The organism is Enterovibrio norvegicus (assembly GCF_002876705.1).
Classification (GTDB): Bacteria; Pseudomonadota; Gammaproteobacteria; order Enterobacterales; family Vibrionaceae; genus Enterovibrio; species Enterovibrio norvegicus_B.
Genome location: NZ_MDAG01000049.1, coordinates 1 through 1148 on the forward strand (window position 1 = coordinate 1; position 1148 = coordinate 1148).

Consider the following 1148-nt stretch of genomic DNA (forward strand, 5'->3'; position numbering starts at 1 on the left):
TACTATTTCTTTTTAAAAAAATTCAGAATCCACCACTTGGTAGTCGCTATCCACTAATGCCATTTAAATTAAAAATAGAACTAAAAAGCCCTGGTCTGATTTTCATCTAGGTAGATTACTGGCGTTAAGGTTTTTATTAGATCCTTGGAAACTTCCAGCGCTTTTTCAAGCTCAGAGTCATCTAAGAATTTCAGATTGAACTCGTTTGTTATGAAATATTCATATGTCTGAAACTTTCTTCCATAGTCAAAACTATGGTCATTACGGTTAAAATCATCAACCATCGCCCATGCTGCACCAAGAATCAATGCTGATCTATTTGAATCAGATGTTCTAGCAAACGCAGGTCCGTATTCATAAACTGTACTTAAAAGTGTTAATGTCCGCAGGATTTGGTCATCAGTATAGCCCTCGTCAATAACTGTATTTTCACCATTGCTTGCAAAAGGTAAATTTAGATTAATAGCATATGCATCATTATTTTTCGCTGCTAGCTTATACAGGTTTTTTAAAATTTCTCTATCTTTCTCAGATAAGACTTGAGTATTGTCATCTGTATCACTGCTGCTTACCCAAATGGGGTAGCTGTAGCTTTGATGATATAGACTTGCTAGCTCCATGAGCGGATAATAGTAATGATCCTTTACACCATCAACAGCCGCTTTTGCCAAAACGTTAAAACTTTCTTCGCTTACAGCCGTTCTGTTACCACCTTTTAGCATCACATCATGGTGAAAAAGAGCATATCCCGCTCTGGCATCACCAGTCTCAGCCAATTTTTTCAGTATGACTCTACCCTTTTCTCCCCATTCTTCGCTGCAGTAATACCCTATGTATTGAGTACATTCACTGTCTCTACTGTCTAATCTAATTGCCGCGTATGTGTTGCCGAGTTTGGCTGCTTTTGTAAACAATTCGCCTGCAGTACCCCCTGAATAGATACTTTGTCCGTAGGTGATTTGTGCTAACCAAAACATGGCCTCCGGATTGCCTTTTTCTACAAGAGGTGCCAGTAGGGCTTCTGCTTTTTCTTTGTTGCCATATTGAATGGCTAGCAGTGGGGCATACAGTGGATCTTCTGGGCGATATCGGCTAGCGGCATAGGGATCGCTATTCACCTTGTTGTCGTCTAAATATGAAGATAGTTG

General features: G+C 39.5%; 1 protein-coding gene. It reads right to left on the bottom strand.

Annotated features, from left to right (window positions below; all coding sequences use genetic code 11):
* Positions 1–80 precede the first annotated feature (80 nt).
* Positions 81–1148, bottom strand: a 1068-nt coding sequence (locus tag BCT27_RS19360; RefSeq protein ID WP_206748023.1) for an SEL1-like repeat protein, incomplete at its 5' end; no start/stop codon positions are given.